This window comes from Streptomyces mabaensis (assembly GCF_053763515.1).
The window spans coordinates 157,236-178,912 of the sequence record NZ_JBSOPZ010000001.1 but is presented as its reverse complement, the minus strand read 5'-3'; the positions used below and the strand labels follow the sequence as shown (position 1 = coordinate 178,912).

Here is a 21,677-nt window from a genome sequence, read left to right as displayed (position 1 = left end):
TCAGCCGCGTTCGAGCTCGGCCTCGGCCTCGGCCAGGGCGGCGAACTCCTCCTCGGGCGCGGCGGCGACCAGCCGGTGCCGACTGTAGAAGGCGAAGTAGGCCAGAGCGACGGCATAGACGCCGAGCGCGATGAACGCCGCGTCCTTGTCCACCAGGAAGGTGGCCACCAGTGCGGACAGCGCCAGCACGAACGCCACCGAGGAGGTCAGGATGCCGCCCGGCGTGCGGTACGGCCGCTCCAGCCCCGGCTCGCGCCGCCGCAGCACGATGTGCGAGAGGGCCATCAGGGCGTAACTGATGGTGGCGCCGAAGACGGCGATGTTGAGCATCCGGCCGCCGTTGCCGCTGCCGGCGGCGAGGGCGAAGCCGAGGGCGCCCGGGATCAGGAGCCCCAGATAGGGGGCCTTGCGGCGGCTGGTCAGGGAGAGGAAACGGGGCAGGTAGCCGGCCCGGGAGAGCGCGAACAGCTGCCGGGAGCCGGCGTAGATGAGGGAGAAGAACGAGGCGACGAGACCGGCCAGACCCGCGTAGTTCACGAACCGGCTGAGCGCCGTCGGTTCGCCGTCGCCCTCCAGCGCGACGACCAGCGGGTTGCCCGCCTCCTTGATGGCGTCCGAACCCTGCGCCCCGGTCGCGGCGAAGAAGGTGATCAGAGCCAGCAGCGCCAGGATGCCCATCGAGATCGCCAGCGCCCGCGGCATCGAGCGGACCGGGTCCTTGGCCTCCTCGGCCGCCAGCGGCACGCCCTCGACACCCAGGAAGAACCACATGCCGAACGGGAACGCGGCCCAGATGCCCAGCAGACCGAAGGGCAGCCAGGAGCCCGAGCCGAACGCCTCCTCGTCGACCGGGATGTCGTTGAGCCCGGCCGCGCTGAACTCGGTGAACGCCCCGACCGCGAAGATCAGCAGCGCCGCCACCGCGATGGCGGTCACCACGAGGCTGAAGCGCAGCGCCTCGCCGACGCCCCACAGGTGGATCCCGATGAAGATCGCGAAGCAGGCGAGATAGACCGGCCAGCCGGAGGTCAGGCCGAAGAGCCCCAGCGATTCGACGTAGTCGCCGATGAAGATGGAGATGGCCGCCGGTGCCAGGATGTACTCGATGAGGATCGCGGTGCCGGTCAGGAAGCCGCCCCAGGTGCCGAGCGCCCGCCGGGCGAAGCCGTAGCCGCCGCCCGCGGTGGGGAGGATGGCCGACAGTTCGGCGAGGGCGAAGACCAGACAGGCGTACATCACGCCCATCAGCAGGGTGGCGATCGCCAGCCCGCCGAAGCCGCCCTCGGCCAGACCGATGTTCCAGCCCGAGAAGTCGCCGGAGACGACGTAGGCGACGCCGAGACCGGTGAGCAGCAGCCGGCCCGCGCTGCCCCGGCGCAGCGCGCGCCGCTGGAGGTAGGTGCTGTCGGAGTCGGCCGCCACGGAGCCGGCCGGTGATGGTGGTGCGGTGCGCGCTTCGGTGCCGTCGGCCATGAGCCGCTCCTGCCCTCGGTCAGTGCTGCGGGGTAATGGTGTGGGGCCACACCTTTGCGGCCGCATCGGCCGCTGCGCAAGACCTGTGCGTTAAACGGATGTAACGGATCTCAGGTCAGGAAGCCCCGCAGCAGCGCCGCCGTGCCGCCGCAGTGCTCGCGCATCACCTCGCGCGCCGCGTCCGCGTCCCCCTCCAGCACCGCTTCGACGAGGGCGGTGTGCTGCTGCTGGGAGTGCTCCAGGTTGCGGACCAGCAGCGGGATGCAGTCGAGCAGGTCGTTCACCGTCGCCCGTACGGCGGCGTACTGCGCGGTCAGCGTGGCCGAACCGGACAGCTCCGCCAGGGTCAGATGCAGCAGCGTGTCGAGCCGGCGGTAGTCCGCCAGCGGCGCGTCATGAGTCGCCGCGAGCGCCCCGCGCAGCCGCTCCGCCTGCTCCCCGGAGAGCCCGTGCGCCGCGCACAGACCGGCCGCACCGACCTCCAGTACCTCCCGGAAACGCAGGATGTCCTCGATGTCGACGCCCGCGACCCGGCGGCGCAGCTCCTCCTCGGCGCCCCCGGCAGGGGTGTCCGGACGCGCCCGCACGAACGTTCCTCCGTACCGGCCGCGGCGGCTCTCCACCAGCCCCTGGTCCTGGAGGACCTTCAGCACCTCGCGCAGCGTGACCCGGCTGATCCGCAGCCGGTCCGCCAGCTCCCGCTCGGCGGGCAGCCGCTCGCCGCCGGCCACCAGTCCCAGCCGCAGAACCTGGAGGATCTGCTCCAGCGCTTCCTCGAAGCCGTTGCCCGCCCGGACCGGCCGCAGCACGGGCGCGAGCCGGTCGGCGGTGTCACTCTCGTTCGCCACGTCGCGTTTTCCCCTTCCCAAGCAATGGTCTTCGGCAATACCTTATGGCTCCCGGCTGACCGAAGGAGGAAAAATCCCGTGGCAGACCGCACACCCCCGCTCGGGATCGAGGAGCTCCGTGCCCTCGTCGCGAGCGGTGAGATCGACACTGTCGTCCTGGCCTTCCCCGATATGCAAGGGCGGCTCCAGGGCAAGCGGTTCGCCGCACCCTTCTTCCTCGACGACGTGCTCGACCACGGCACCGAGGGCTGCAACTACCTGCTCGCCGTCGACACCGACATGAACACCGTCGACGGCTATGACATGTCCTCCTGGGACCGGGGCTACGGCGACTTCGCCATGCACCCCGACCTGGCCACCCTGCGCCGCGTTCCGTGGAACGCGGGCACGGCCCTACTCATCGCCGACCTCGCCTGGAACGACGGATCGCCCGTCGTGGCCGCGCCCCGGCAGATCCTGCGCCGCCAGCTCGAACGGCTGGCCGAGCACGGATACACCGCCCACGTCGGCACCGAGCTCGAATTCATCGTCTTCAAGGACACCTACGAACAGGCCTGGGACAGCGACTACCGCGGCCTCACCCCGGCCAACCAGTACAACATCGACTACTCCGTCCTCGGCACCGGCCGTATCGAGCCCCTGCTGCGCCGCATCCGCAACGAGATGGCGGCGGCCGGCCTGACCGTGGAGTCGGCGAAGGGGGAGTGCAACCCCGGCCAGCACGAGATCGCCTTCAAGTACGACGAGGCGCTGGTCACCTGCGACCAGCACGCGGTCTACAAGACCGGCGCCAAGGAGATCGCCGCCCAGGAGGGCGTCTCGCTCACCTTCATGGCCAAGTACAACGAGCGCGAGGGCAACTCCTGCCACATCCATCTGTCCCTGCAGTCCCTCGACCACGCGGGACACAACGTCATGGCGGGCGACGGCCCCGGCGGAATGTCCCCGGTGATGCGCCACTTCCTCGCCGGACAGCTCGCCGCGCTGCGCGACTTCTCCCTCCTCTATGCGCCGAACATCAACTCGTACAAGCGCTTCCAGCCCGGCTCCTTCGCCCCGACCGCCGTCGCCTGGGGCTACGACAACCGCACCTGTTCGCTGCGCGTGGTCGGCCACGGCCGCTCGATGCGCTTCGAGAACCGCCTCCCCGGCGGTGACGTCAACCCGCACCTCGCGGTCGCGGGACTCGTCGCGGCCGGCCTGTACGGCATCGAGCAGCAGCTCGAACTCCCCGACGCCTGCGCGGGCAACGCCTACACCGGCGAGTACGAGCACGTGCCCACCACGCTCCGGGAGGCCGCCGAACTCTGGGAGAACAGCCCCATCGCCAAGGCGGCCTTCGGGGACGAAGTCGTCGCCCACTACCGCAACATGGCGCGCGTCGAGCTGGCCGCGTTCGACGCCGCGGTCACCGACTGGGAGCTGCGCCGCTCCTTCGAACGCATGTGAGGAACGCCTTGTCACACCAGGTCCTGTCGCACCAGCACACACTGGACGTCCTGAACCCGGCGACCGAGGAGGTCATCGCCACCGTCCCGGCCACGACCACCGCCGAGGCCGATGCCGCGGTCGTACGGGCCGCCGCGGCCCAGCGGGCATGGGCCGCCGCCGCCCCCGCCGACCGCGCGCGGCTGCTGCGCCGCTTCGCCGCCGTCGTCGACGCGCATACCGAGGAACTGGCCCGGCTGGAGGTGCGCGAAGCCGGTCACACCATCGGCAACGCCCGCTGGGAGGCCGGCAACGTCCGCGACCTCCTCGACTTCGCGGCCGGGGGAGTGGAGCGGCTCAGCGGCCGCCAGATCCCCGTCGCCGGCGGCCTGGACATCACGATCCTCGAACCGCTTGGCGTCATCGGCGTCATCGCGCCCTGGAACTTCCCCATGCCCATCGCGGCCTGGGGCACGGCCCCCGCCCTCGCGGCCGGGAACGCGGTCGTCCTCAAGCCCGCCGAGACCACTCCGCTGACGGCCCTGCGGCTGGCCGAACTCGCCCTGGAGGCGGGGCTTCCGGAGCATCTGTTCCAGGTCCTGCCGGGCCGGGGCGACATCGCCGGCGATGCGCTCGTACGTCACCCGGGCGTCGCGAAGATCGTGTTCACCGGCTCGACGCGGATCGGCAAACAGATCATGTCGCTGTGCGCCGAGCGCGTGAAGCGAGTGACCCTCGAACTCGGCGGCAAGAGCCCCAACATCGTCTTCGCCGACTCCGACCTCGAAGCCGCCGCCGCTGCCGCCCCCATGTCCTTCCTGGACAACAGCGGCCAGGACTGCTGCGCCCGGACCCGCATCCTGGTCCAGCGCAGTGTCCACGACCGGTTCCTGGAACTCCTGGCGCCCGCGGTCGAGTCGGTCGTCGTCGGCGACCCGTCCGACGAGCGGACCCAGATGGGGCCGCTGATCTCGGCGGCCCAGCTGGAGCGCGTACGCTCCTACGTCCCCGACGGCGAGAAGGGCATCCGGGGCAGCGCCCCCGAAGGCCCCGGCTTCTGGTTCCCGCCGACCGTCCTCACCGACATCGGCCCGGCCGCCCCGGCCGCCACCGAGGAGATCTTCGGCCCGGTCGCCGTCGTCCTGCCCTTCGACGACGAGGCCGATGCCGTGCGGCTGGCCAACGCCACCGAGTACGGCCTGTCCGGCTCGATCTGGACCCGCGACGTGGGGCGGGCCATCCGCGTCTCGCGCGCCGTCGCCGCCGGGAACCTGTCCGTCAACTCCCACAGCAGCGTCCGGTACTCGACCCCGTTCGGCGGCTACAAGCAGTCCGGACTCGGCCGTGAACTCGGTCCCGACGCCCTCACCTCTTTCACCGAGACCAAGAACGTCTTCATCAGCACGGAGGCCTGAACACATGACCGTAGAGACTCCCCTCTGCCGCCGCCTGGTCGGCCGTACCGCCGTCATCACCGGAGCGGGCAGCGGCATCGGCCTGGCCACCGCCCGCCGCCTCGCCTCCGAAGGAGCGAACGTCGTCTGCGGCGACATCGACGAGGTCGCGGGCAAGGCCGCGGCCGACGAGGTCGGCGGCACCTTCGTACGCGTCGACGTCACCGACCCCGAGCAGGTCGAGGCGTTGTTCAAGACCGCGTTCGACACCTACGGCTCGGTGGACGTCGCCTTCAACAACGCCGGCATCTCGCCGCCCGACGACGACTCCATCCTCACCACCGGGCTCGACGCCTGGAAGCGCGTCCAGGACGTCAACCTCACCTCCGTCTACCTGTGCTGCAAGGCCGCCCTCCCCTATATGCAGCGCCAGGGCCGCGGCTCGATCATCAACACCGCTTCGTTCGTGGCCGTCATGGGCGCGGCCACCAGCCAGATCTCGTACACCGCGTCCAAGGGCGGCGTCCTCGCGATGTCCCGTGAACTGGGCGTGCAGTTCGCCCGCGAGGGCATCCGGGTCAACGCCCTGTGCCCGGGGCCGGTCAACACCCTGCTCCTGCGGGAACTGTTCGCCAAGGACCCCGAGCGGGCCGCGCGCCGGCTGGTCCACATCCCGGTGGGCCGGTTCGCCGAGGCGGAGGAGATCGCGGCCGCCGTCGCCTTCCTGGCCAGCGACGACTCGTCCTTCATCAACGCCACCGACTTCCTGGTCGACGGCGGAATCTCGGGGGCGTACGTCACCCCGCTCTAACATCCCCACGCACAGCCGGGCGTCGTGTCGTACGGCGCCCGGTCCGGTGCGCAGGTCCGACGGCAAGTGGTCCCGGACCAGCAGGACTCGGTGTGCTGAGCGGAATCCGACACCCTAGGGTGTCCGGATGAGCATGACGACGCCACCCGGCTGGTACCCCGACCCCGGCGTGCCGGGCACCGAACGCTGGTGGGACGGCGCCGCCTGGACCGCGCACAGCCGGGTACCGGCCGGGCCGGCGCCGGATCCGTCGCCGCCTGGCCGCGGCGGGGGCGGCGGGAAGCTCGTGGCGCTCACCGCGGCGGGCGTCGTGCTGGTCACCGCGGTCGTGCTGGGCGTGGTGATACTCGGCGAGGGCGGCGACGACGGTGACGGCGGCAGGAAGACGGCGGCCGGGCCGAGCGGTTCCGCGACCCCGTCCGACGGGAAGAACCCGACCGGTCCGAGCACCCCGGACGCACCGGCCCCCGGCCCCTCCGAAGACCCCGACGTGCTCGTCGACCAGCTCAACAAGATCACCCTGCCCGTCCCCGAGGGCTGGGAGAAGCCGGACGGCATCGGCGAGGACTCCACCGCCATGGCGATCGGTCAGTACGAATGCCCCGGGCACTCCTCGGCGTTCTGCTGGCACGGCAGGGTGACCTCCCGTACCGCGCCGACCGGCGACGAGACCACGGCGAAGGCCATCGCCGAGAAGGACATCTCCGACCACGCGGACGCGGCGTACGGCCCCGACGCACTCGACCGGCAGGTACACGGCGGCATCACCTCCCACCGGCAGCTCAGCTCGGCGCCGGTCGTCGTCGCCGGGCGCACCGGCCATCTGGTGCGCTGGCGGGTCGACACCGGGGCGGGACCGGGCGGTTACGTCCAGTCCCTGGCCTTCCCGTCGGCCGCGGGGACCGAGGCGATGATCCTCGTCCGCTTCGCGTTCGACGCCGGACCGGACGGGCCGGAACTCTCCCTCATGGACCGGATCACCCAGGGCATCCGGCAGGCGGGGGACAGCGGCGGCGGAGGCGTCGGCAGCAAGGTCTGAGGAGTCTTCCGAGCGAGCCCGGTCACCTGGTCACCCGGTCAGAGGAAGGTGCACCCCTCGCCGCGGTACGTCGGTACGGTCGCCGCCACCCGGTCGCCCTCGATCAGGTGCAGCTGCTCGAACCGTTCGCACAGCTCCCCGGCCTTGGCGTGCCGGAACCAGACCCGGTCGCCGATGAGCAGGTCGTCGGCGGCGGACCCCAGCAGCGGGGTCTGCACCTCGCCGGCCCCCTCCTGCGGGTCGTAGCACAGGCCCTCGGGCAGCCAGGGCACCGGCAGCCGGTCGCAGCCGGCCGCGCCGGACGCCGGGTAGCCGCCGCCGAGCACCGTCACCGTCCCCACGCCCGGCCGGCGTACGACGGGCTGGGCGAACAGGGCCGCCGGACGGCCGGTGAACGACGTGTAGTTGTCGAACAGGCGTGGCACGTACAGCCCGGAGCCGGCCGCGATCTCCGTCACCGCGTCCTCGGCCGCCGTGTGCTGAACGCTGCCGGTACCGCCGCCGTTGACGAACGCCAGGTCCGGCGCGACCGCCCGGACCGCCCGCACGGCCTCCGCCCTGCGCACCGCCAGCTCCCTGCGGGCGGCGGCCTGCATCAGCCGGACGGCGCGGGAACGCAGCGGCCGGCCCGCGACGGCGTCGCCCACACCGGCCACATGCCCCTCGTACGCCATGATCCCGACCAGCCGGAAGCCGGGACGCCGCGCGACCGAGCGGGCCAGCTCCGCGAGCTGGACGGGGGTGCGCAGCGGCGAGCGGCGTGCGCCTATTCGTACGCGCCCGCCGAGCAGCCGCAGGGACGTGTCCAGCTCCAGACAGACCCGCACCTCCTCCTTGCCGCCGTCGCGGGCCCGGTCGATCAGGTCCAGCTGCGCCTGATCGTCGACGGTCACGGTCACCGCGGCGGCGAGCTTGGGGTCGCCGGCCAGTTCGGCAAATCCGGCCCGGTCGGCGGACGGATAGGCCAGCAGTACGTCCTCGAAGCCGGACCGGGCCAGCCACAGCGACTCGGCCAGCGTGAACGACATGATCCCGGCGAACCCGTCCCGCGCCAGCACCCGTTCGAGCAGCGCACGGCAGCGTACGGACTTGCTCGCCACCCGGACCGGCTTCCCGCCCGCCCGCCGCACGAGGTCGTCCGCGTTGGCGTCGAAGGCCTCCAGATCGACGACGGCGAGGGGTGCGTCGAGGTGGGCGGTGGCGCGGTCGTACCGGTCACGGTCGGCAGCTCGGGGAGTCATGGGCGCAGCCTGCCAGAGCGATTACCGAAGAGTAAGGGGACGATCCGGGCAGATCCCCCGACGGTGCCGGGGAGTTCCCGCCCGGCCTGCCCAAACCCGTAGAGTGACGCGCGAACGAACCCGCCCCGCAAGGGGATCGGGCGGTACGGCGAGCAACGGAACGGGGGCGGGATGAGCACCGAAGCGCGACGCCCAAGCCCCAAACTCCCCCCGGAATGGACCACAACGCACGCCGCCCGCCCCTCGGTCCCCGCCCAGCCGCCCCAAGCCGCCCCACCGCCGGCCAACCACCCCCGGCCCCCGGCCGACTCCGCGGTCGCGGGCAGTCCGCCGATGCCGGCGTTCCGGCCCCTGGCCGACTCCGCCGCGTCCGGCAACCACCCGCCGGCCCCCCGCGGCCCCGCGGTCGCGGACAGCCCGCCGCTGCCGGCGTCCCGGCCCCCGGCCGCGTCCGGCAACCGCCCGGCGGCGCCGGTTGGCTCCGCGGCGGGCACGGCTGCGGGCAGTCCGCCGATGCCGGCGTTCCGGCCCCTGGCCGACTCCGCCGCGTCCGGCAACCGACCGTCGGCTCGCCGCGGCCCCGCGGTGACCGAGAGCCCGTCGGCCCCCCGCGGCTTCGCCGCCGGCACGGCTGCGGGCCCTTCGCCGGTGCCGGCGTCCCCGCCAGCCGGCCGCGGGTCACCCGTGCCCGCCGTTGCGCACCCTGGCACGCCCCGCGACTCAGGCGCGTCCGGCAACCGGCCGCCGGCTCCCCGCCGCACCGCGGATGCGGGCAGTCCGCCGGTTCCGACGGCCCCCGCGGCCGGGCGCGCGGCGGCTCGCGGCGCGCAGCCGCCGGTGCGCGCTCCGCGCTTCACCGGCCCGCCCGGTGACGACGAGCGCCCCGTCGAGACCACCGCCCGGCTGCGGCCCGTTGCGGGGGTGCCATCCGCTCGGCGGCGGGCCGTTGGGGCCGTCGACCTCACGCCCCGGCCGGGGAGCGGCGGGCCGCCCCACGTCCGCGCCCCGCAGCCACCCCCCGAGACACCCGTCGAGACCACCACCCGGCTGCGGCCCGTCCGGACCCGGCATCCCGCCAGGGCCGCTACCGCCGCCGTGTGCGTCGTGCTCGGGCTCGGGCTCATCGGCGGTGCCGTCACCGGCAGCTGGCTCACCGGCGACTCCGCGGCTGAGCCCGCCGCCGGCGCCGGTTACCAGCGCGCCGCCTCCCTCTGGCACAGCGCCCCCGTCGACACCCTGTTCCCGCCCACCCTCGCCGGCGCCGGCGCCGGTCCCGGCCGCGCGGACCGGGCCTGGACGCGGGTGGCCGTGGCCCCGGACAGCGGCTGCGCCGCCGCGCTCGACCCGCTCCTCCTCACCGCCCTCGAGTCCGTCGGCTGCGCCCGCCTGCTGCGCGCCACGTACACCGACGCGTCCAGCAGCAGCGTCACCACCGTGGGCATGGTCTTCACCAAGGCCGACGTGACGGGCATGTCCGCCCTGCGCACCCGCTTCGCGCGGGAGAAGCTCGGCGACCGTACGGACCTCATGCCCCGCCCGTACCCGGCGAAGGGCACCGTCGCCGCCGGCTTCGGCGACCCACAGCGCGCGAGCTGGACCGTGAGCGTCCTCACCGACGCCCCGGTGGTCGTTTTCGCCGTCTCCGGCTTCGCCGATGGCCGTACCGTCGCGGACCCGCAGCCGGCCGCCCGGGCCATGACGCCGGGCGCGACGACCGCCGCCGCCCAGGCCGGCCTCGGCCACGAGGCCAAGGGCATCGCGGACCGCGTCGAGCGCGCCCTCCGCAAGACCGTCAGCGCGCCCACCCGGGAGCCCCGATGACCCCTCGCCGTTCCCGCCGCCTAGCCGCGGCCCTCGCCGCCGGGCTCGTGCTGCTGGCCGGCACCCCCGCCCACGCGGATGGCATCCGCTCCCGGCAGTGGGGGCTCGACGCCATGCACACCGAGCAGGCCTGGCGTACCACCAAGGGCGCGGGCATCACGGTCGCGGTACTCGACACCGGCGTGGACGACCTCCACCCGGACCTCGCCGGACAGGTGCTCCCCGGCAAGGACCTCATCGGCTTCGGGGCCGGCCGCGGCGACCGCCCCTGGGCACGGCACGGCACCGCCATGGCCGGCATCATCGCCGCCCACGGACACGGCCCCGGCCGGACCGACGGAGTCCTCGGGATCGCCCCCGAGGCGAAGATCCTTCCGGTACGGGTGATCCTCGAGGAGGGCGATCCGGCCCGCACGAAGGCCCGCAACTCCAAGGGCGGCGCGCTCGCCGAAGGCATCCGCTGGGCGGCCGACAACGGCGCCGACGTGATCAACCTGTCCCTCGGCGACGACAGCAAGTCCGCCCACCCCGAGCCCGCGGAGGACGCGGCCGTCCAGTACGCCCTGAGCAAGGGCGCGGTCGTCGTCGCCTCGGCCGGCAACGGCGGCGAGGACGGCGACCACATCTCCTACCCGGCCGCCTACCCCGGCGTGATCGCGGTGACCGCGGTCGACCGCTACGGCACCAAGGCGGCCTTCTCCACCCGCCGCTGGTACGCCACCGTCAGCGCGCCCGGCGTGGACGTGATCATCGCGGACCCCGACCGCCGCTACTACGAGGGCTGGGGCACCAGCGCCGCCGCCGCGTTCGTCTCCGGCGCCGTCGCGCTCGTCCGCTCCGCGCACCCGGACCTGACCCCCGCTCAGGTCAAGAAGCTCCTCGCGGACACCGCCCGCAACTCCCCGCAGGGCGGCCGTGACGACGCCCGCGGCCACGGTCTGGTCGACCCGGCGGCCGCGATCGAGGCGGGCGCGAAGCTGAAGCGGGCCGGCCTGAAGCCCGCCTCCGCCGCGTACGGCCGGGAGTACTTCGGGCCCGGCCCGGCCGCGGCCCGGGAAGCCGACGAGCCGGCGGCCTGGCTCGCCCCCACGGCGGGCGGCCTCGGCGCGGTGCTGCTCGCGGGGGCGGTGCTGCTGTGGCGCGGTGGCGTCAGCCCGCCGGGCCGCCCGCGCCCCCAGCGCTGACCGATCCGCCCCCGGCCAAGCCGGTCGATCCGCAGGCGCCACCCGCGCCGCCCGCGCCACCGATGCCGGCCGATCCGCCCGCGCCGGCCGAGCTGACCGCGCTGGCCGCGGTGACCGAGGCGGTCGATCCGCCCGATCCGACCGCCCTGAACGAGCCGGCCGAGGTGGCCGATCCGGCTGCGCCGCTCGCGCCGCTCGCGCCGCCCACGCCGCCCGCGCTGGCCAAGCCGGTCGATCCGCAGGCGCCGGCCGAGCTGGCCGCGCCGCCCGAGCCGCCCACGCTGCCCGCGCCCGCCGCGGCTCGCGCCGCCGCCTCCACCACCGAGATCCCCGCCGCCTGGTCCGCGTGGCCGTCGGACAGCACCGCGACCAGCAACACCCGGCCGTCCTCCGTCGTGACCCGGCCGGTGCTGTGTACCACCCACAACCCGGTGGCGGTACGCGGCAGCCAGCCGTTCTTCAGCGCGTACGACGTCCCGGCGGCGGACACCCCCCAGTCCTGCCCCCCCTGACGCCTGCCATGAGGCCCTGGAGGTAGGTACGGGAGGACGCCCCCAGCACCGGCCCCGTACCGAACACCGCCGCCAGCAGGGCCAGCCGGTTCCGGGCCGTGGTCCGGGTGAGCCCCCACGCCCCGCTCGCGGCCGGCTCGGTCGCGACGAGGCCGAGCCGCGCATGGGCGGCGGCGAGACCGTCGGCGCCGCCGATCGCCTGCCAGAGTTCCGTCGCCGCGTCGTTGTCGCTGACCCGGATCATCGCGTCCGCGCACGCCCGCTCCCGCGCGGTGAGCTCGCGCCCGGCGTCCTGCGCCCGCATCAGCAGCGCGGCGAGGATGTCCACCTTCACGAGGCTCGCGGTGACGAAGGAGCCCGCGCCGTACGCCACCGTGGTCCCCGAGTCGAGGCCCCCCACGGCCACCGACACGCGCACGCCGTCCGGTACGGGCGGCACCCCGGCCCAGCCCGACACCCCTTCGTGGTCCACCGTGGCCTCCCTATAGGGTCGGGTCATTGTGGCGCAGAAGAACATTCCCGACCCCGGTTTCTCCGACGACGACGGCTCCGCCGACCCCCGGCTGAGCGCGGCTCTCGCCGCCTGGGCCGCGGACAGAACGGCCGAGCCGGAGGTTCTCCGGGCGCTGGCCGGAGCACGTCTCCTGGTACCGGTCGTGGCGGTGCTCGGCGAGGTCGAGGAGGGGCCCGACGGACTGCGCCGGGAGAAGACCAGCGACATGGCGGTTCCGACCCTGCGGGCCGGGGACAGGCGGGCGCTTCCCGCCTTCACCTCCACCGAGTCGCTGGCCCGCTGGGACCCGCAGGCCCGCCCGGTCGCCGTACCGCTGCACCAGGCGCTGCAGGCCGCAGCCCATGAGCGCGCGGACACGGTGGTGCTCGACCTGGCGGGCCCGGTCCCGTTCCAGCTCACCGGGTCCGCGCTGCTCGCGCTGGCGGAGGGCCGCACGAGCGCGGACCCACTCGACGATCCCGCCGTTACGTCGGCGGTACGGTCCGCGGTCGCCGCCGAACCGGCGGTACTCCGCGCCCACCTCGGCCCCGGCCGGGCGGACGGGACCCTCGCGCTGGTCCTCGCCGCAGGGGCGGACGCGGCCGGGGCGGCCCGGCGGGTGGCCGGAACGCTGGCGGCGGACGAGGTACTGCGCGCCCGCCTGGTCCACGGCCTCGACCTGGCCCTGCTGCCGGCGGAGGCCACACCCCCGGGCGAGCCCCTGTACGTACGAGACCAGCAGTAGCCGGCCCGGCGAGGGGCGTCTCCCCACCGCCGAGCGCCTCACCGCCGAGGATGAGTACGTGACGACGCACGAGATGAGTACGTCGCCGGATTCGTCGCCGCGCGTTCGCTGGTCGAATGAGCATCATGATCCCCGACGCCCCGCGGTATGCCCGCATGCAGCACGTCACCACCGCCGGTACAGCCCTGGCCGCCGCCCTGCTCCCGCTGGTGGTCGGCGTACTGCTGGCCAGGGCGATGGCCGCGGACCCGCTGACGCCGGTGAACGCGCTGATCACCAGCGGCGGGCAGCGTGCACGCCTCTCGCCGCCGGCGTGGCGCGGATACCGGACCGTGCTCCGCAGGAGGAAGGCCGCCGCTCCCGCCGCAGATCCCGCGTGAGTACCCGCCGCGGCGCGGACTCCACGCGGCGACCGGCTCAGCCGAAGACCGGGCCCGTGAACTTCTCGCCCGGGCCCTGGCCCGGCTCGTCCGGGACCAGTGACGCCTCACGGAACGCGAGCTGCAGCGACTTCAGGCCGTCGCGCAGAGGCGCCGCGTGGAACGAGCTGATCTCGGTCGCGCTCGCCGTGACCAGGCCGGCCAGGGCCGTGATCAGCTTCCGCGCCTCGTCCAGGTCCTTGTGCTCGGAGTCCGGCTTGTCGAGGCCCAGGTTGACCGCCGCCGCGCTCAGCAGATGCACCGCGACCGTGGTGATCACCTCGACCGCGGGCACGTCCGCGATGTCGCGGGTCAGCTCCTCGTAGTCGGGGGCCTCGGAGGCCGCAGCCGGCTGGTCCGGCTCGGAGGGGGTGGCGTCGCCTGCGGTAGTCATCGTGCTCGCTTCTTCTTGCCGGTGGACGGGTGCGCTCCAGCCTATGACCCGTATCCGCCCGAGTGGGACGCGCCCCCGGTCACTGGTATGCTGGGTGCACGACCGGCTGGACACGCATGTGTCCGGCCCACAAGTGGAGGCTCCGATCTCCCACCTGGCCGTCCTGAAGGGCGGCGGGTCACCGGTCAGGCGGCCACCATCGTTCCGTACGGACGATGGAGCCGCCCGATGTGCGCCCCGCGGTGGTACGCGGCGGTGCTCCGGTATTCAAGGAGCTCCCGCCTGTGTCCCGTCCGGGGCATTCTTCACGTTCCCGCTCGGTTGGTCTGACGAAACAGACGTTACGCGGCTGTCTGCCAGGCGGTCGTGTGGTGCTACTGAGGAGGATCCATCAGCGCCGAGCCCCGCATCAACGACCGGATTCGCGTTCCCGAGGTGCGACTTGTCGGTCCCAGCGGCGAGCAGGTCGGGATTGTCCCGCTTGCCAAGGCCCTGGAGCTTGCGCAGGAGTACGACCTCGACCTGGTCGAGGTCGCGGCGACCGCCCGTCCGCCCGTGTGCAAGCTCATGGACTACGGGAAGTTCAAGTACGAGTCGGCCATGAAGGCCCGTGAGGCGCGCAAGAACCAGGCGCACACGGTCATCAAGGAGATGAAGCTCCGGCCGAAGATCGACCCGCACGACTATGACACCAAGAAGGGTCACGTCGTCCGGTTCCTCAAGCAGGGCGACAAGGTCAAGATCACGATCATGTTCCGTGGTCGCGAGCAGTCCCGGCCGGAGCTCGGCTACCGGCTGCTGCAGCGCCTCGCCGAGGACGTCCAGGAGCTCGGGTTCATCGAGTCGAACCCGAAGCAGGACGGCCGAAACATGATCATGGTTCTCGGTCCGCACAAGAAGAAGACCGAGGCGATGGCCGAGGCCCGCGAGGCGCAGGCCGCCCGCAAGGCCGAGCGCCAGGGCCAGCCCGCCCAGGTGGAGGACTCCGCTCCGGAGGCTTCCTCCGAGGAGTCGGCCGAGGCCTGATTCCGGAGCAAGCCTGCCCCGGACATCAACCGACACATCTGACGCTCCCGTATGCCGGTCCACGGACCGGCGGGAGCGCCACTGACGAGGAGAGAACGGCGCGATGCCGAAGAACAAGACGCACAGCGGTGCCAAGAAGCGCTTCAAGATCACCGGCTCCGGCAAGGTGCTCCGCGAGCGCGCCGGCAAGCGCCACCTGCTCGAGCACAAGTCGTCCAAGCTGACGCGTCGCCTCACCGGCAACGCCGAGATGGCCCCGGGCGACGCCGCGAAGATCAAGAAGCTTCTCGGCAAGTGACGTCCTCCGTCCCCGGTGACCGGGGACGGGACGCCGAGACCGGGACCTATTCGTTTCCGGGCCGTGTGACTCCACACCGCGGCCCCGCTACAAGGAGTTAAACAAGTGGCACGCGTCAAGCGGGCAGTCAACGCCCACAAGAAGCGCCGGGCGATTCTCGAGCAGGCCAGCGGTTACCGGGGCCAGCGCTCCCGCCTGTACCGCAAGGCCAAGGAGCAGGTCACCCACTCCCTGGTCTACAACTACAACGACCGCAAGAAGCGCAAGGGCGACTTCCGTCAGCTGTGGATCCAGCGCATCAACGCCGCTGCCCGCCAGAACGGCATGACGTACAACCGCCTCATCCAGGGTCTGAAGGCCGCCAACATCGAGGTGGACCGCAAGATCCTGGCCGAGCTCGCGGTCAACGACGCCAACGCGTTCGCCGCGCTGGTCGAGGTGGCCCAGAAGGCGCTGCCGAGCGACGTCAACGCCCCGAAGACCGCCGCCTGATCCAGGCCGCTCTTCGACGAGGCATCTGCCCGGACCCGCAGGCATCGCGCCTGCGGGTCCGGCGCGTTGCACGACCCTTTACGCACCTACCGAAGTGAGCCGCCGCCCATGGGCACCCCCGCCGAGCTGATCTCCCCGCGTTCCCCGCGGGTGGCCGCCGCCAAGCGCCTCGCGCGGCGCAACTTCCGCACCAAGGAGCGCCGGTTCATCGCCGAGGGTCCGCAGGCCGTGCGCGAGGCGGTGGAGCACCGCGCCGACGGCGAGCCCACCCTGATCGAGCTGTTCGCCACCGCCGAGGCCGCCGAGCGGTACGCGGAGATCGTCGACGCGGCACGCGCCGCCGGGGTCCGGGTGCACCTGGCCGCCGACGAGGTCCTCGCCGAGGTCTCGCAGACCGTCACCCCGCAGGGCCTGGTCGGCGTCTGCCGCTTCCTGGACTCCTCGTTCGAGTCGATCCTCCAAGCGCGGCCCAAGCTGGTGGCCGTGCTCGCGCACGTCCGCGACCCCGGCAACGCCGGCACCGTACTGCGCTGCGCGGACGCCGCGGGCGCCGACGCCGTCGTCCTGACCGACGCCTCGGTCGACCTCTACAACCCCAAGTCGGTGCGGGCGTCGGTCGGTTCGCTCTTCCACCTCCCGGTGGCCGTCGGCGTACCGGTCGAGCAGGCCGTCCAGGGCCTGCGGGCGGCCGGGGTGCGGATCCTCGCCGCCGACGGCGCGGGCCGGGACGACCTCGACGCCGAACTCGACGCGGGCACCATGGGCGGTCCGAGCGCGTGGATCTTCGGCAACGAGGCCTGGGGCCTGCCGGAGGAGACCCGCGCGCTCGCCGACGCGGTGGTGCGGGTACCGATCCACGGCAAGGCGGAGAGCCTCAACCTCGCCACGGCCGCCGCCGTGTGCCTCTACGCGTCCGCCCGTGCGCAGCGCGCTTCCGGAGGGTGCCGCTCCGTCACCAACAGCTAGTAATGTGACGGGCTCGAGGGCCCCCTGCGGTATTCGGAGAGGTGGGGTACGGGGACATGACGGTCGGCACCAACAGTGGCATCGACCCCGACGATCTCCCCGACGGCCTGGTCGTCGCGGACGAGACCGGGCACGTGATCTGCTTCAACGCCGCCGCGGCCCGGATCACCGCCGTCGCCCCGGGCGACGCGCTCGGGGCCCCCATCGAGCGCGCCCTGCCGTTGGAGGACCTCGAAGGACGCCGCTGGTGGACGCTGACCGACCCGTACGGTGGTCTCGCCATCCGGGCAGGGCAGCCCGAGCGCAATCTGCTGCTGCCGGGCGGCCGTGAGGTCCTGGTGGCCGCCCGGTACGTACGGGAGCACCCCACCGGGCCGGTGCGCCGGCTGGTGGTCTCGCTGCGCGGCACCGAGGCCCGGCGCCGTACCGAGCGCAGCCATGCCGAGCTCATCGCCACCGTGGCCCATGAGCTGCGCTCCCCGCTGACCTCGGTGAAGGGCTTCACGGCGACCCTGCTGGCCAAGTGGGAGCGGTTCACCGACGACCAGAAGCGGCTGATGCTGGAGACCGTCGACGCGGACGCCAACCGGGTCACCCGGCTGATCGCCGAACTGCTCGACATCTCCCGGATCGACTCCGGCCGGCTGGAGCTGCGCCGCCAGCCCGTCGACGTCCCCACGGCCGTCGGCCGGCACGTGCAGGCCCTCACCGCGAGCGGCCAGTCCCCGGACCGCTTCCTGGTCCGGATTCTCCAGCCGCTGCCCGATCTGTGGGCGGACCCGGACAAGGTCGACCAGGTGCTGGGGAACCTGCTGGAAAATGCCGTGCGGCACGGCGAGGGAACGGTCACCATCGAGGTGGCGCCCGCGAACACGAGGAACGCCGAGAACTCAGCGAAGGGAACGGCCGTCACCGTGAGCGACGAAGGCCCCGGCATTCCCGAGGAGTCGATGGGCCGTGTCTTCACCCGCTTCTGGCGGGGAAGCAAGCGCGGCGGCACCGGACTCGGCCTGTACATCGTCAAGGGCATCGTCGAGGCGCACGGCGGCACGATCACCGTCGAGCGGGGGCCCGGCGGCGGCGCCCAGTTCCGGTTTACCCTGCCCGTGGGCGCGCCGGCGTATCTCACCTGAGTCTCGCCAGGCGGTCCGCGGGCCCATTCGACCCCCCGCGCCATTTAGACTCGACCTTTGGCACCTTTGCGTCCTTGTCGTCGAGCGGGGACCTCCAGCCAGCCCATCGGAAGTACGGGAAGAGATGTCGGCACCGAACAAGTCGTACGACCCTGTTGAGGTCGAGGCACTGAAACCGGAACAGATCGAGCGCATGCGGGACGAGGCGCTCGCCGCCTTCACCGCCGCCGGCGACCTCGACGCGCTCCGCGAGGCCAAGCCCGCGCACATGGGCGACCGCTCGCCGCTGGCGCTCGCCAACCGCGAGATCGGCGCCCTGCCGCCGCACGCCAAGGCAGACGCCGGCAAGCGCGTCGGCCAGGCCCGCGGCGCCGTGAACAAGGCGTTCGCGGTCCGTCAGGCAGAGCTCGAGGCGGAGCGCGACGAGCGCGTACTGGTCGAGGAGGCGGTGGACGTCACGCTGCCGTACGACCGCACGCCCGCCGGCGCCCGCCACCCGCTGACGACGCTGATGGACCGCATCGCGGACATCTTCGTCGCCATGGGGTACGAGGTCGCGGAGGGCCCCGAGGTCGAGGCGGAGTGGTTCAACTTCGACGCGCTCAACTTCACCCCCGACCACCCGGCGCGCCAGATGCAGGACACCTTCTTCGTCCAGGGCCCGGCCGGGACCGAGGGCGACGAGTCCGGTGTCGTGCTGCGTACGCACACCTCGCCGGTCCAGGCCCGCTCCCTGCTCGACCGGGAGCCGCCCGTCTACGTCGTCTGCCCGGGGCGGGTCTACCGCACCGACGAGCTGGACGCGACGCACACCCCGGTCTTCCACCAGATCGAGCTGCTCGCCGTGGACGAGGGCCTGACCATGGCCGACCTCAAGGGCACCCTGGACCACATGGTCCAGGCGCTCTTCGGCAAGGACATGACCACCCGGCTGCGTCCGAACTTCTTCCCCTTCACCGAGCCGTCCGCCGAGATGGACATGCAGTGCTACGTGTGCCGCGGTGAGTCGGTGGGCAATCCCGACCGCCCGTGCCGTACCTGCTCCAGCGAGGGCTGGATCGAGCTCGGCGGCTGCGGCATGGTCAACCCGAAGGTGCTCATCGCCTGTGGGGTGGACCCCGAGAAGTACAGCGGATTCGCCTTCGGGTTCGGCATCGAGCGGATGCTGATGTTCCGCCACAACGTCGATGACATGCGAGACATGGTCGAGGGTGACGTCCGGTTCACCCGGCCGTTCGGGATGGAGATCTGATGCGGGTCCCGCTTTCCTGGCTGCGGGAGTACGTCGACCTGCCGGCCGGTGAGACCGGTCGCGACGTGCAGGCCAAGCTTGTTGACGCCGGCCTGGAGGTCGAGAGGGTCGAGCAGCTCGGCGCGGGCCTCAAGGGCCCCCTGGTGGTCGGCCAGGTGCTGACCATCGAGGAGCTGACGGAGTTCCGCAAGCCGATCCGTTTCTGCACCGTCGACGTCGGCACGGCCAACGGCACCGGTGAGCCGCAGGAGATCGTCTGCGGCGCCCGCAACTTCTCCGTCGGCGACAAGGTCGTCGTGGTGCTGCCCGGCGCGGTGCTGCCGGGCGACTTCGCGATCGCCGCGCGCGAGACGTACGGCAGGACCTCGCACGGCATGATCTGCTCCGGCGACGAGCTGGGCATGGGCGATGATGGCAGTGGCGGCATCATCGTGCTGCCGCCGGAGTACGAGCCGGGCACCGACGCGATCGAGCTCCTGGAGCTGATCGACGAGGTGCTCGACATCGCCGTCACCCCCGACCGCGGCTACTGCCTCTCCCTGCGCGGGGTGGCCCGCGAGACCGCCACCGCGTACGGGCTGCCGCTGCGCGACCCGGCGCTGCTGGACGTCCCGGCGCCGAACTCGTACGGCTACCCGGTGAGCGTCTCCGACCCGCAGGGCTGCGACCGCTTCACCGCCCGTACGGTCACGGGCCTCGACCCGGAGGCGCACTCCCCGATCTGGCTGCGGCGCCGTCTGCAGAAGGCCGGCATGCGCCCGATCTCGCTCGCGGTCGACGTCACCAACTACGTGATGCTCGAACTCGGCCAGCCGCTGCACGCCTACGACCGGTCCCGGCTCGACGGGACGATCGGTGTGCGCAGGGCCGAGCAGGGCGAGAAGTTCACCACCCTGGACGGCGTCAAGCGGGTGCTGGACGCCGGCGACCTGGTGATCACCGACAACCGCGGGCCGATCGGCCTGGCCGGTGTCATGGGCGGTGCCAACACCGAGATCGCCGACTCCGTCACCGACCCTGAGACCGGCGAGGTCCGGGGCACCACCGACGTCGTCATCGAGGCCGCGCACTTCGACGCGCTGTCGATCTCGCGTACCGCGCGCCGCCACAAGCTGTCCTCCGAGGCGTCCAAGCGCTTCGAGCGGGGCGTCGACCCGCAGGCCGGGGCCGCCGCCGCGCAGCGGACGGTCGACCTGCTGGTGCTGCTCGCGGGCGGCACCGCCGAGGCGGGCGTCACCGAGATCCTCGCGACGTCCGCGCCGCACACGATCGCCATGCGGGCGGACCACCCGGACCGCGTGGCGGGCGTCGACTACGGCCGCGAGACCGTCGTACGCCGCCTCCAGGAGGTCGGCTGCGACGTCTACGGGCAGGACGAGCTCGTCGTGACCGTGCCGTCCTGGCGGCCCGACCTGCGCGAGCCGAACGACCTCGCGGAAGAGGTCATCCGGCTGGAGGGCTACGCCAACCTGCCGTCCACCCTCCCGACCCCACCGTCCGGCCGCGGGCTCACCGACCGGCAGCAGCTGTACCGCCGGGTCGGCCGCGCGCTGGCCGGCGCCGGCTACGTCGAGGCGCTGAACTACCCGTTCATCGGCGAGCAGGTCTTCGACCAGCTGAACATCCCGGCGGACGACACCTGCCGCCGGGTGGTCAAGCTGGTCAACCCGCTCTCCCACGAGGAGCCCGCGCTGCGTACCGCGCTGCTGCCGGGCCTGCTCGGCGCGCTGCACCGCAACGACAGCCGTGGCAGCCACGACCTCGCGCTCTTCGAGACCGGCCTGGTCTTCCGGGCGGGCGAGGAGGCCGGTGTCGCGGTGCGGCTCCCGGTCGACCGCCGTCCCACGGACGAGGAGATCGCCACCCTCGACGCCGCGCTGCCCGCGCAGCCGCGGCACGCCGCGGTCGTGCTGGCCGGTGCGCACGAGCAGGCGGGCTGGTGGGGCGCGGGCCGTCCGGCGGACTGGGCGGACGCCGTCCAGGCCGCTCGTACGCTCGCCCGTGAGGCCGGCGCCGAACTGATCGTCCGGCAGGGGCAGTACGGGCCGTGGCACCCGGGCCGCTGCGCCGAGCTGGCCGTCGTGACCGACGGGGAGGAGCAGGTCATCGGCTTCGCCGGCGAGCTGCACCCGCGCGTCGTCAAGGCGCTGCACCTGCCCGCGCGCACCAGCGCGATGGAGCTGGACCTGGACCGCCTGGAGCGGGCCGGTGCCGGAGCGCTCCAGGCGCCGCGGATCTCCACCTTCCCGGTGGCGACCCAGGACGTCGCGCTCGTCGTCGACGCCGCAACGCCGGCCGCCGACGTGGAGGCCGCGCTGCGCGAGGGCGCCGGTGAACTCCTCGAATCGCTGCGGCTGTTCGACGTCTTCACCGGGGAGCAGATCGGTGCGGGACACAAGTCCCTGGCGTACGCGCTGCGTTTCCGGGCCGCGGACCGCACGCTGACGGTCGAGGAGGCCTCGGCCGCGCGCGACGCGGCGGTGGCGCTGGCCGCCGAGCGCACCGGGGCGGTGCTGCGCGGCGCGTAGCGGACCCGCGAAACACCTGTTGAGGGGCGCATTCGGGAGACCGAGTGCGCCCCTTGCGCGCGTGCGGGCGGCGCGGGCGACCCCCATCTCACTCATTCGAGTGACAAAAGCAGACGGCTTGCTGAACAGCCACGATCGATCGACAGAATCGAACCGGCCACGGGGGCCGTGGGGGATCCG

Annotated in this window: 21 protein-coding genes; 16 read left to right on the top strand and 5 right to left on the bottom strand. The window is 73.0% G+C overall.

Going from position 1 to position 21,677, the window contains the following annotated elements; all coding sequences use genetic code 11:
• Together eat and ACWV17_RS00865 are read right to left on the bottom strand one after the other, a co-directional pair.
• Positions 1-1,473, bottom strand: coding sequence for an ethanolamine permease (gene eat, locus ACWV17_RS00870; RefSeq protein WP_455358046.1), 1,473 nt, complete (start codon positions 1,471-1,473; stop codon positions 1-3).
• Between the two features lie 110 nt (positions 1,474-1,583).
• Positions 1,584-2,321 (bottom strand): FadR/GntR family transcriptional regulator, encoded by a 738-nt coding sequence (locus tag ACWV17_RS00865; RefSeq protein WP_455358045.1) that lies wholly within the window; start codon positions 2,319-2,321, stop codon positions 1,584-1,586.
• A gap of 78 nt (positions 2,322-2,399) precedes the next feature.
• Between ACWV17_RS00865 and ACWV17_RS00860 the strand changes: the two genes are divergently transcribed.
• The 4 genes from ACWV17_RS00860 to ACWV17_RS00845 all read left to right on the top strand — a co-directional run bounded on the left by ACWV17_RS00860 (position 2,400) and on the right by ACWV17_RS00845 (position 6,993).
• Positions 2,400-3,770 (top strand): glutamine synthetase family protein, encoded by a 1,371-nt coding sequence (locus ACWV17_RS00860; RefSeq protein ID WP_455355098.1) that lies wholly within the window; start codon positions 2,400-2,402, stop codon positions 3,768-3,770.
• An 8-nt stretch (positions 3,771-3,778) separates the two neighbouring features.
• Entirely contained in the window at positions 3,779-5,164 is a 1,386-nt protein-coding gene (locus ACWV17_RS00855) for an aldehyde dehydrogenase family protein (RefSeq protein ID WP_455358044.1), read from the top strand.
• A gap of 4 nt (positions 5,165-5,168) precedes the next feature.
• Positions 5,169-5,954, top strand: a complete 786-nt coding sequence (locus ACWV17_RS00850) for a 3-oxoacyl-ACP reductase (RefSeq protein WP_455358043.1) — start codon at positions 5,169-5,171, stop codon at positions 5,952-5,954.
• Positions 5,955-6,081: 127 nt separating this feature from the next.
• Positions 6,082-6,993: a DUF2510 domain-containing protein gene (locus ACWV17_RS00845; protein WP_455358042.1), complete on the top strand. Its 912-nt coding sequence runs from the start codon at positions 6,082-6,084 to the stop codon at positions 6,991-6,993.
• Between the two features lie 38 nt (positions 6,994-7,031).
• Here the strand turns inward: ACWV17_RS00845 and ACWV17_RS00840 are convergent, their stop codons facing one another.
• Positions 7,032-8,234, bottom strand: a complete 1,203-nt coding sequence (locus ACWV17_RS00840; RefSeq protein ID WP_455358041.1) for an amino acid deaminase/aldolase — start codon at positions 8,232-8,234, stop codon at positions 7,032-7,034.
• Positions 8,235-9,137: 903 nt separating this feature from the next.
• Here ACWV17_RS00840 and ACWV17_RS00835 point away from each other — a divergent pair.
• Genes ACWV17_RS00835 through ACWV17_RS00825 form a run of 3 tightly spaced genes read left to right on the top strand, consistent with a single transcriptional unit; the run spans position 9,138 to position 11,751 of the window.
• Entirely contained in the window at positions 9,138-10,055 is a 918-nt protein-coding gene (locus ACWV17_RS00835) for a hypothetical protein (RefSeq protein WP_455358138.1), read from the top strand.
• The gene (gene mycP, locus ACWV17_RS00830; protein ID WP_455358040.1) at positions 10,052-11,239 is read left to right on the top strand and encodes a type VII secretion-associated serine protease mycosin; all 1,188 of its coding nucleotides are present in this window, start codon (positions 10,052-10,054) and stop codon (positions 11,237-11,239) included. The genes ACWV17_RS00835 and mycP overlap by 4 nt, the downstream gene beginning before the upstream one ends.
• The gene (locus tag ACWV17_RS00825; RefSeq protein ID WP_455358149.1) at positions 11,191-11,751 is read left to right on the top strand and encodes a hypothetical protein; all 561 of its coding nucleotides are present in this window, start codon (positions 11,191-11,193) and stop codon (positions 11,749-11,751) included. Before mycP ends, ACWV17_RS00825 begins: the two co-directional genes overlap by 49 nt.
• Here ACWV17_RS00825 and ACWV17_RS00820 read toward each other — a convergent pair.
• Positions 11,699-12,223: a hypothetical protein gene (locus ACWV17_RS00820; protein ID WP_455358039.1), complete on the bottom strand. Its 525-nt coding sequence runs from the start codon at positions 12,221-12,223 to the stop codon at positions 11,699-11,701. The genes ACWV17_RS00825 and ACWV17_RS00820 overlap by 53 nt on opposite strands.
• A 28-nt stretch (positions 12,224-12,251) precedes the next feature.
• Between ACWV17_RS00820 and ACWV17_RS00815 the strand changes: the two genes are divergently transcribed.
• A complete protein-coding gene (locus tag ACWV17_RS00815; RefSeq protein WP_455358038.1) occupies positions 12,252-12,989 on the top strand; it encodes an SseB family protein in 738 nt (245 codons plus the stop codon).
• Positions 12,990-13,105: 116 nt separating this feature from the next.
• On the top strand, positions 13,106-13,369 hold the full coding sequence (locus ACWV17_RS00810) for a hypothetical protein (RefSeq protein ID WP_455355106.1): 264 nt from the start codon (positions 13,106-13,108) through the stop codon (positions 13,367-13,369).
• A 37-nt stretch (positions 13,370-13,406) separates the two neighbouring features.
• On the opposite strand, the gene ACWV17_RS00805 is transcribed toward ACWV17_RS00810, so the two are convergent.
• The gene (locus ACWV17_RS00805) at positions 13,407-13,802 is read right to left on the bottom strand and encodes a DUF1844 domain-containing protein (RefSeq protein WP_455355107.1); all 396 of its coding nucleotides are present in this window, start codon (positions 13,800-13,802) and stop codon (positions 13,407-13,409) included.
• 390 nt (positions 13,803-14,192) lie between these two features.
• Between ACWV17_RS00805 and infC the strand changes: the two genes are divergently transcribed.
• From infC to pheT, 7 genes are all read left to right on the top strand, one after another.
• Positions 14,193-14,828 (top strand): translation initiation factor IF-3, encoded by a 636-nt coding sequence (infC, locus tag ACWV17_RS00800; protein ID WP_455355183.1) that lies wholly within the window; start codon positions 14,193-14,195, stop codon positions 14,826-14,828.
• A gap of 103 nt (positions 14,829-14,931) precedes the next feature.
• Positions 14,932-15,126 (top strand): 50S ribosomal protein L35, encoded by a 195-nt coding sequence (rpmI, locus tag ACWV17_RS00795; protein ID WP_240137342.1) that lies wholly within the window; start codon positions 14,932-14,934, stop codon positions 15,124-15,126.
• A gap of 105 nt (positions 15,127-15,231) precedes the next feature.
• Entirely contained in the window at positions 15,232-15,618 is a 387-nt protein-coding gene (gene rplT, locus ACWV17_RS00790) for a 50S ribosomal protein L20 (protein WP_411058449.1), read from the top strand.
• Between the two features lie 108 nt (positions 15,619-15,726).
• Positions 15,727-16,584 (top strand): TrmH family RNA methyltransferase, encoded by an 858-nt coding sequence (locus ACWV17_RS00785; RefSeq protein ID WP_455358037.1) that lies wholly within the window; start codon positions 15,727-15,729, stop codon positions 16,582-16,584.
• A gap of 56 nt (positions 16,585-16,640) precedes the next feature.
• Positions 16,641-17,717 carry a sensor histidine kinase gene (locus ACWV17_RS00780; RefSeq protein ID WP_455355109.1) on the top strand — a complete coding sequence of 359 codons (1,077 nt, stop codon included), beginning with the start codon at positions 16,641-16,643 and terminating at the stop codon, positions 17,715-17,717.
• Positions 17,718-17,841: 124 nt separating this feature from the next.
• Entirely contained in the window at positions 17,842-18,969 is a 1,128-nt protein-coding gene (gene pheS, locus ACWV17_RS00775) for a phenylalanine--tRNA ligase subunit alpha (protein WP_455355110.1), read from the top strand.
• Positions 18,969-21,497, top strand: coding sequence for a phenylalanine--tRNA ligase subunit beta (gene pheT, locus ACWV17_RS00770; protein ID WP_455358036.1), 2,529 nt, complete (start codon positions 18,969-18,971; stop codon positions 21,495-21,497). Before pheS ends, pheT begins: the two co-directional genes overlap by 1 nt.
• Positions 21,498-21,677 lie beyond the last annotated feature (180 nt).

What these genes read in the sequence shown, in the direction of transcription:
- pheS (WP_455355110.1), top strand. Translation starts at nt 17,842, where the DNA reads ATGTCGGCACCGAACAAGTCGTACGACCCTGTTGAGGTCGAGGCACTG.
- pheT (WP_455358036.1), top strand. Translation starts at nt 18,969, where the DNA reads ATGCGGGTCCCGCTTTCCTGGCTGCGGGAGTACGTCGACCTGCCGGCC.
- ACWV17_RS00780 (WP_455355109.1), top strand. Translation starts at nt 16,641, where the DNA reads ATGACGGTCGGCACCAACAGTGGCATCGACCCCGACGATCTCCCCGAC.
- ACWV17_RS00845 (WP_455358042.1), top strand. Translation starts at nt 6,082, where the DNA reads ATGAGCATGACGACGCCACCCGGCTGGTACCCCGACCCCGGCGTGCCG.
- ACWV17_RS00805 (WP_455355107.1), bottom strand. Translation starts at nt 13,802, where the DNA reads ATGACTACCGCAGGCGACGCCACCCCCTCCGAGCCGGACCAGCCGGCT.
- ACWV17_RS00810 (WP_455355106.1), top strand. Translation starts at nt 13,106, where the DNA reads ATGAGCATCATGATCCCCGACGCCCCGCGGTATGCCCGCATGCAGCAC.
- mycP (WP_455358040.1), top strand. Translation starts at nt 10,052, where the DNA reads ATGACCCCTCGCCGTTCCCGCCGCCTAGCCGCGGCCCTCGCCGCCGGG.
- rpmI (WP_240137342.1), top strand. Translation starts at nt 14,932, where the DNA reads ATGCCGAAGAACAAGACGCACAGCGGTGCCAAGAAGCGCTTCAAGATC.
- ACWV17_RS00785 (WP_455358037.1), top strand. Translation starts at nt 15,727, where the DNA reads ATGGGCACCCCCGCCGAGCTGATCTCCCCGCGTTCCCCGCGGGTGGCC.
- eat (WP_455358046.1), bottom strand. Translation starts at nt 1,473, where the DNA reads ATGGCCGACGGCACCGAAGCGCGCACCGCACCACCATCACCGGCCGGC.
- ACWV17_RS00850 (WP_455358043.1), top strand. Translation starts at nt 5,169, where the DNA reads ATGACCGTAGAGACTCCCCTCTGCCGCCGCCTGGTCGGCCGTACCGCC.
- ACWV17_RS00840 (WP_455358041.1), bottom strand. Translation starts at nt 8,234, where the DNA reads ATGACTCCCCGAGCTGCCGACCGTGACCGGTACGACCGCGCCACCGCC.